The following is a 6949-nucleotide window of genomic DNA, read 5'->3' as shown; positions in this document are numbered from 1 at the left end:
TGGACCTGCACCTACACCGGCCAGTGACCAATGTGTGGCCGGGGCCCTGATCGGCCCCGGCCACCGGTCCCGATTGCCCTCCTGGAGGAGAGGATGACGACGTCGACAAGATCGGTCCCCCGCCTGCTGGCGGCGGCAGCCCTGGAGGCCCGGGGCTGGTTCGCCCTCGCCGTACTGGCGTCGATCACGGATGCGGCGGTGACGCTGGCGACCCCCGCCCTGCTGGCCCGGGCACTCGACGACGCCCTGGCCCACCGTCCGCTGACCGGGCCGGTATCGGCCCTGGCGGCGGCGTTCGCGGTGGCGACGGGCGTCGCGGTGGTGCACGTGGTGGCCGCGGGAACGAGTGGGGCGGCGGCCACCGGCTGGTTGCGCCGCGGCCTCGTCCACCGGGTGCTGGGCGCGGGACTCGCCGGGCAGCGCCGGCACGCTGCGGGGGATGTCACCGGCCGGCTGGTCGGGAGCTGCGCCGAGTCCGGGCACGCCGGTCTCACCGTGCTCGACACGGTCATGTCGGTGGCCACCTCGATCGTGGGCGTGGTGTCCCTGTGGCTGATCGACTGGCGACCCGCGGTGACCTTCCTGCTCGGCCTGCCGCCGGTGTACGTCGTCCTGCGGTTGTTCTTCCGCCGGAGTTCGTCGGCGCTCACGCGCTATCAGGAGTTGCAGGGACAGGTCGCGGACCGGTTGATCGAGGCCTTGGGCGGCGTCCGGACGATCCGGGCGAGCGGCACCGTGGCAGCGGAGACGACCCGCGTGCTGGAGCCGCTGCCCGAGCTGTCGAAGACCGGCCTGCTGACGTGGCATCTGCAACGCGCCACCGCCTGGCAGATGGGCCTGTTGCTGCCGGCGATCGAGATCCTCGTCCTCGCCGTGAGCGGATACGGGGTGGTCGCCGGGCGGATCTCCTCGGGGGAGCTCGTCGCCGTCACGGGGTACGTCGCGATCGCCCTCGGACTTCTCCAACAGGTCGACGCGGTGGGTGAGTTGGCCCACTCGGTCGCGGCGGGTCGCCGGGTCGCCGAGGCCGTGGGCCAGCCCGTGACCCTGGCGGGGGAGCGGGGATCGGACGGATCCACCGCCGGATGTGCGGTCTCCTTCCGCGGGGTCCGCGTGCTCGCCGGGGACCGGGTGGTGCTCGACGGAATCGACCTGGAGATCCCGGCCGGAACGGCGCTGGCCGTGGTCGGGGCGTCGGGCGGGGGAAAGAGCAGCCTCGCCGCGCTGGTCGGGCGGCTCCACGACCCGGACCAGGGCGCGGTGCTGCTCGATGGCGTACCCGTGACGGAGTTCACGGCAGATGAACTCTCCCGTCGCGTGGCGTACGCCTTCGAACGGCCCGCGCTGTTCGACGACACCATCCGCGCCACGATCGCGCTCGCTCGTCCGGAGGCGACGCAGTCCGTGATCGAGGCCGCCGCGCGGGCCGCCGGCGCCGATGACTTCATCCGACGGCTTCCCGACGGATACGACACCCACCTGGCGGCTGCTCCGCTGTCCGGCGGTGAGGCACAACGGCTCGGACTGGCGAGGGCGTTCGCCCAGGACAGCCGGGTGGTCGTGCTCGACGACGCGACGTCCAGCCTGGACACGGTGACCGAGGCGAGGGTGACGCAGGCGTTGCACAGCGCCTTCACCGGGCGGACCAGGATCATGGTCGCGCACCGCGCTTCCACGGCGGCCCGTGCGGATCTGGTGGCCTGGCTGGCGGACGGCCGGATCAGAGCCGTGGCGACCCATGCGGAGCTGTGGAGCGACCAGGAGTACCGGGCGCAGTTCGCCGCGGCTTCGGAGAGTGTGGAGGAGGAGACGTGTCCGATCCCGTGACCACGCGCCCCGGCTGGCGGATGCTGGGGTGCCATCTGCGCGGCCGCAGCGGCGTCGTCGCTGCGGTGCTGGCGCTGTCCGTGCTGGAGGCGTTGCCGGTTCTGCTGTCCGGGCTCCTGATAGCGCGGGCCCTGGACCGGGGATTCCTGGCCGGGCGCCCGCTGGTGGGCCTGGCCTGGCTGGCAGTGCTGGGCGTCGCCATGGTGCTCCGGGCTGCTGTGACCCGCCAACTCCTGCCCAGGCTGGGCGTGCTGGTCGAGCCGTTGCGGGACGCACTGGTGAGCTCGGTGGTCTCCGCCACGCTCCGGCGCGGGGTCGCCGGCACGGCCCGCTCCGACGGGGCGAGCGTGGCCCGGCTCACCGGACAGGTGGAGACCGTACGGGCACTGGTCTCCGCGCTGCTGCGCTCGGTCCGGCAGGTCGGCGTGTCACTGGTGATGGCCCTGGTGGGGTTGGCGGCCCTCGCTCTGCCGGTGGCGGCCATCGCCGGGGTGTCGGTGGTCCTCACGCTGGCGGCGTACATGCCGCTGCTGCGCGTCCTGAGCCGGCGTCGACGGGCCTTGCTGATCGCGGACGAGCGACTGGCCGCCGAGGCCGGTCAGACCCTGGCGGGCCTGCGTGATCTGGTGGCCGCCGGCGCGCGCGGTCGGGCTCGGGAGCGGCTGGACGTCCTGATCGGCGAGTGGGAAGCGGCGTCGCGGGCCGTCGCGCGGACCGGCGCGGTCAGTGCGCTGCTCGTCTCGGCGGGCGGAAAACTGCCGGTGCTGGCCGTGTTCGTGATGAGCCCGTGGCTGCTGGCCGGACACGGACTGACGGTCGGCGCGCTGGTCGGCGCAGTCGGCTACCTGCTGACCACCATCGAGCCCACGCTGCGCTCGATGGTCGATGTCATCGGCTCCTGGGGAATCCAACTCCACACGGTGCTACAGCGGTTGGGCGAGGCCGATGTCCCGTCCGAACCGGCCCCGCGCCACCCTGCCCACCCGCCCGCCGAAGCCGGCCCGGCCGAGGCCGCCTCGGCCGGCGCCGACCTGGTCATCGACCGCCTGACCTTCGGTTACGGCCCGCACGCCGAGCCGGTCATCCGCGACCTCACGCTCGCCGTGCCCGCCGGCGCCGTGCTGGTCGTGGTGGGCCCCAGCGGCATCGGCAAGTCGACCCTGGCCGACCTGCTCGCCGGGTTGGCGACGCCCGGCGCCGGGCAGGTCCGGATCGGCGGCTTCCCCGTGGACCGGCTCGGCGAGGACTGGCTGCGCCGCCACGTCGTACTGATCCCCCAGGAGGCGTACATCTTCACCGGGACGCTCCGGGAGAACCTCTGCTACCTGCGCCCCGAGGCCGCGGACACCGAGCTCGCCCGGGCCGCGACCGCCGTCGGTGCCGACCGCCTGATCGGCCGGCTCGGCGGCCTGGACACCCGGCTCGGCGTGGGCGGGGCCGTTCTGTCGGCCGGCGAGCGGCAACTGCTGGCGCTGGTCCGGGCCTACGTCTCGGACGCTCGCGTGGTGCTGCTCGACGAGGCGACCTGCCACCTCGACCCGGGTGCGGAGGCGCGGGCGGAGCTGGCCTTCGCGCGGCGCTGCGGCACCGTGGTCGTCATCGCGCACCGGATGAGCTCGGCCCTGCGCGCCGACCGCATCCTGCTGATGGACGGCGACCGGACGCTGAGCGGCACCCATCCGCACCTGCTCGCCGCCTCACCGCGCTACGCGGACCTCGTCGGCTACTGGACCGGCTCGCACGCGGACACGAGGGACCAGCACACCACGGCCTCGCCGGCGTGAGCGCTCGCCTCGCGTGCATCCGTGCATCCGTGCGTCCGTGCGTCCGTGCGTCCGAACCACGGACCGGCAAGCGTTCTCGGCCGGCCCGCACCCGCTCTGAACTGCGCGTTCACCCCCACCCGTAGGCACGGGTGAGGGGGCGCCGAGGCGCCCCGCAGTTTCGAGCCCCGGGGAGTTCCCGTTGGTCCACCACATCGAAGATCCGGCCCGCCGCAGGGGCAGGTGGCGAAGGCCGCTCGTGGCCTTCGCCACCGCGACCGCCGTCGTGGGAGTGCTCGCGGCTCCCGGCATCGCGCCCGTGGCGAACTCCTTCGGGAGCCCTTCACCCTTCTTGTCCTGGCATCAACTGATGGCCATCCAGGGCCAGATGAACGAGACGGCTTCGGCCGTGGAGCAGGTGTCGGGTCGGATCGGCAGCCAGGCCCTCGCCGGCGTGGTCGCCGCCCCCGAGACGAAGCACCTCACGGTCTACTGGCACGGCGAGCTGACGCCCGAGGTCCGGGCGGTCGTCGCGCACAGCCCGGTGCGTGTCGACGTGAAGTCGGCGCCGCACAGTGCGCAGGACCTGAAGGACGCCTCGCGCGAGGTGACGCGCATCGCCGATTCCGCCGGAGTGCGGATCACCGACGTGGCGATGCCGCAGGACGGGAGCGGCCTCACCGCGACCGTGGTGGGCGGTGAGGCCGACGCACAGCGGCTGCGGCGGGCGGTGGCGTCCGTGAGCGTTCCGGTGACGGTCGAATCGAACGGCACGGAGTCGATCAGCCTCGGCGAACCCTCGCGCCGGAGCGATCCGGGCGCCGGCGGCGCGCAGATCATCTCACCGTTCTGCAGCACGGCGTTCGCGATCAACTACCGCGGCGAGAACGCCATGCTCACCGCGGACCACTGCTTCATGCCGAACAACGAGACCAACGTCCGGTACGGCGTGGACGACACGGGCGGACAGGGGCCGGCGATCGGCACCCGGATCTCGCCCCACATCGTCCGCCAGGACGAGAGGGGGCCCGTCTACCTCGACGCGGCCGTCATCAAGCCGTCCTCGGGCATCACGATGGACCAGCAGATCTGGACGGGCGGCGCGGCCGACCAGTCCAGCATCTCGCAGACCAAGAAGTGGGTGAGCGCCGCGCAGGTGGCGCACGAGGGGAACTGGATCTGCAACGAGGGCGCCCGATCGGGCGAGATCTGCAACATCCAGGTCACCACCAAGGTGACGGACTACTACGCCAAGGGCCCCGACAACCTGGGCGGCGACATCGAGCACCACTACATGTACGGGTGGAAGGCCCTCAAGCAGTTCACCGCCGCCGACAACTCGTCCATCGCGGCCCGCAGGGGTGACAGCGGCGGCCCCGTCGTGCTGGGCGGCGGCCCGGACCTGCCGGGGGCGCCGCCCAACATCACGGCCCTGGGCATCGTCTCGGCCACCACGGGTGGAACCTGGAGCTGCAAGACGCCGGGGAAGACGATGGCGACCACCTGCGCGGGCGGCATCATGTTCGTCGGCCTGGAGGACGCCCTCCCCATGCTGGGCGCCAAGATCGGCGTTCGCGACTGGAGCACCGGGCACCTGAGCTGGGAGGACTTCGGCGGGGGCGGCGGGGGCGTGGCGATGGGCTCCGACCCCAAGCCGCACGACCACACCGAACTGGTCGACGGCAACGGCGCGGCGATGGCCTACGACCTGCCGAGCGGGCGGCTCGTCGGCACCCAGCCCGGTGACCCGCGGGCCGACTGGGAACTCCTCCAGACGACGGACGGCGGCTGGATGTTCCGGAACCTGGCCGCACCCAACGAGTACCTCGGTCAGTCCGCCGACGTCGGACTCCAGATGTCGGACTGGGAGGGCGGCCACTGGTACTTCCACCTCCAGATCAAGGGCGGGAACTGTCTCGCGCTGTGGCCCGGTACGAGCGTGCCGAACAGCATCGCGACACCCGGCAACGCCCCGTGCGACCACAACGACGAGAACCAGCTCTTCAAACTGGTGCCGGTCGGCGACGAGGACGCCGACCTGCCGAGCACGCCCGGCCCCCCGCCCGCGGACAGCCTGCACCTGCCGTCCCAGCAGCCGCCGGTGAAGCCCTCCGGGCCTTCCGTGGACGCGGCCTACTCCTTCCTCGCCCAGCGCCTCGACGCCCACGGCACCGGCAGCACGCTGCGCGTGCCCCGCAGCTACCAGGGCGGGCACTTCGAGGACCCGAAGCTGTTCGGCCCGGACGGCTTCCAGGCCTCCTTCACGTACGACAACGCGCTCGTCATCACCGCGTTCCTGCAACGCGGCGGAACCGACGACGTCGCCCGCGCCACGGCGCTCGGCGACAGCCTGCTGTACGCCCAGGCCCACGACATCACCCCGGACGGCCGCATCCGCGCCTCCTACGAGCCGGACCCCTTCGTCAAGACCCCCTCCGGCGAGCCGTACGTCGGCGGGTTCTCCGTCTACACCGGGAACATGGCCTGGGCCGGCATGGCACTTACCCGGCTCTACCGGGTGACCGGCCAACAGCGCTTCCTGGACGGGGCGTTGAAGGCCGCCAACTGGATCCAGAACAACACCGCGGACACCCGCGGCGCCGGCGGCTACACCGGCGGCCTGCGCAACGACGACGGCACCGGCCAGACGATGGTCCCGCTCACCTGGAAGGCCACGGAGCACAACATCGACACCGGCGCCTTCTTCGCCATGCTCGCCGGCGTCACCGGCGACGCGGGCTGGGCGCAGCGCTCCACCAACGCCTTCCGGTTCGTGAAGTCCGTGCAGGCCGCCAACGGCCACCTGTGGACGGGCACCGGCCTGGACGGGGTGACCACCAACGACGACGTCGAGCCGGAGGACGTGCAGACCTGGAGCTACCTGGCCACCCTCGACCCGTCCTACGCGCCCGCCGTCGACTGGGCGGCCGGGCGGATGGCGGCCACCGACGGCCCGTACAGCGGGGTGGGCTTCAGCGGTAAGGACACCAGCGGCGTCTGGTTCGAGGGCACCGCCCACCTGCTGGCCGCCTACCAGGTCCGCCGCGCGGACGGCGACGCCGCGAAGGCGGCGGTCCTGATGGCGACCTTGCAGAAGGCCCAGAGCGGCGCGGCAAACACGGACGGCAAGGGCATCGTCGCCGCCTCGCACGACGGCCTGGACACCGGGGAGGGCGACTTCTACTACTCCTCCCTCCACACCGGGGCGACCGCCTGGTACGTGATCGCCGCGCAGGGCGGGAACCCCTTCCGCCTGTGACCGGGAGTCGGGGGGGCCCCCCCCCCCCCGGGCGCCCCCCCCCCCGGGGGGGCGGGGGGGGGGAACCACGAACAATACACAGGAAAAAGCTGAAGAAATC

General features: G+C 72.7%; 3 protein-coding genes. All 3 read left to right on the top strand.

Translation table 11 applies throughout. The features are described 5' to 3' along the window. Positions 1–93 precede the first annotated feature (93 nt). The 3 genes from AB0O82_RS27595 to AB0O82_RS27585 all read left to right on the top strand — a co-directional run bounded on the left by AB0O82_RS27595 (position 94) and on the right by AB0O82_RS27585 (position 6849). Positions 94–1827, top strand: coding sequence for an ABC transporter ATP-binding protein (locus AB0O82_RS27595; protein WP_363586622.1), 1734 nt, complete (start codon positions 94–96; stop codon positions 1825–1827). Continuing rightward, entirely contained in the window at positions 1812–3611 is a 1800-nt protein-coding gene (locus tag AB0O82_RS27590) for an ABC transporter ATP-binding protein (RefSeq protein ID WP_363586621.1), read from the top strand. Before AB0O82_RS27595 ends, AB0O82_RS27590 begins: the two co-directional genes overlap by 16 nt. A gap of 349 nt (positions 3612–3960) precedes the next feature. Further along, entirely contained in the window at positions 3961–6849 is a 2889-nt protein-coding gene (locus AB0O82_RS27585) for a trypsin-like serine protease (RefSeq protein WP_363586620.1), read from the top strand. The last annotated feature ends 100 nt before the right edge of the window (positions 6850–6949 follow it).

It is taken from the genome of Kitasatospora sp. NPDC088264, assembly GCF_040685715.1.
Taxonomy (GTDB): domain Bacteria; phylum Actinomycetota; class Actinomycetes; order Streptomycetales; family Streptomycetaceae; genus Kitasatospora.
Note: the sequence above shows the minus strand (reverse complement) of the source record. Positions and strands in the feature narration are given on the sequence as shown.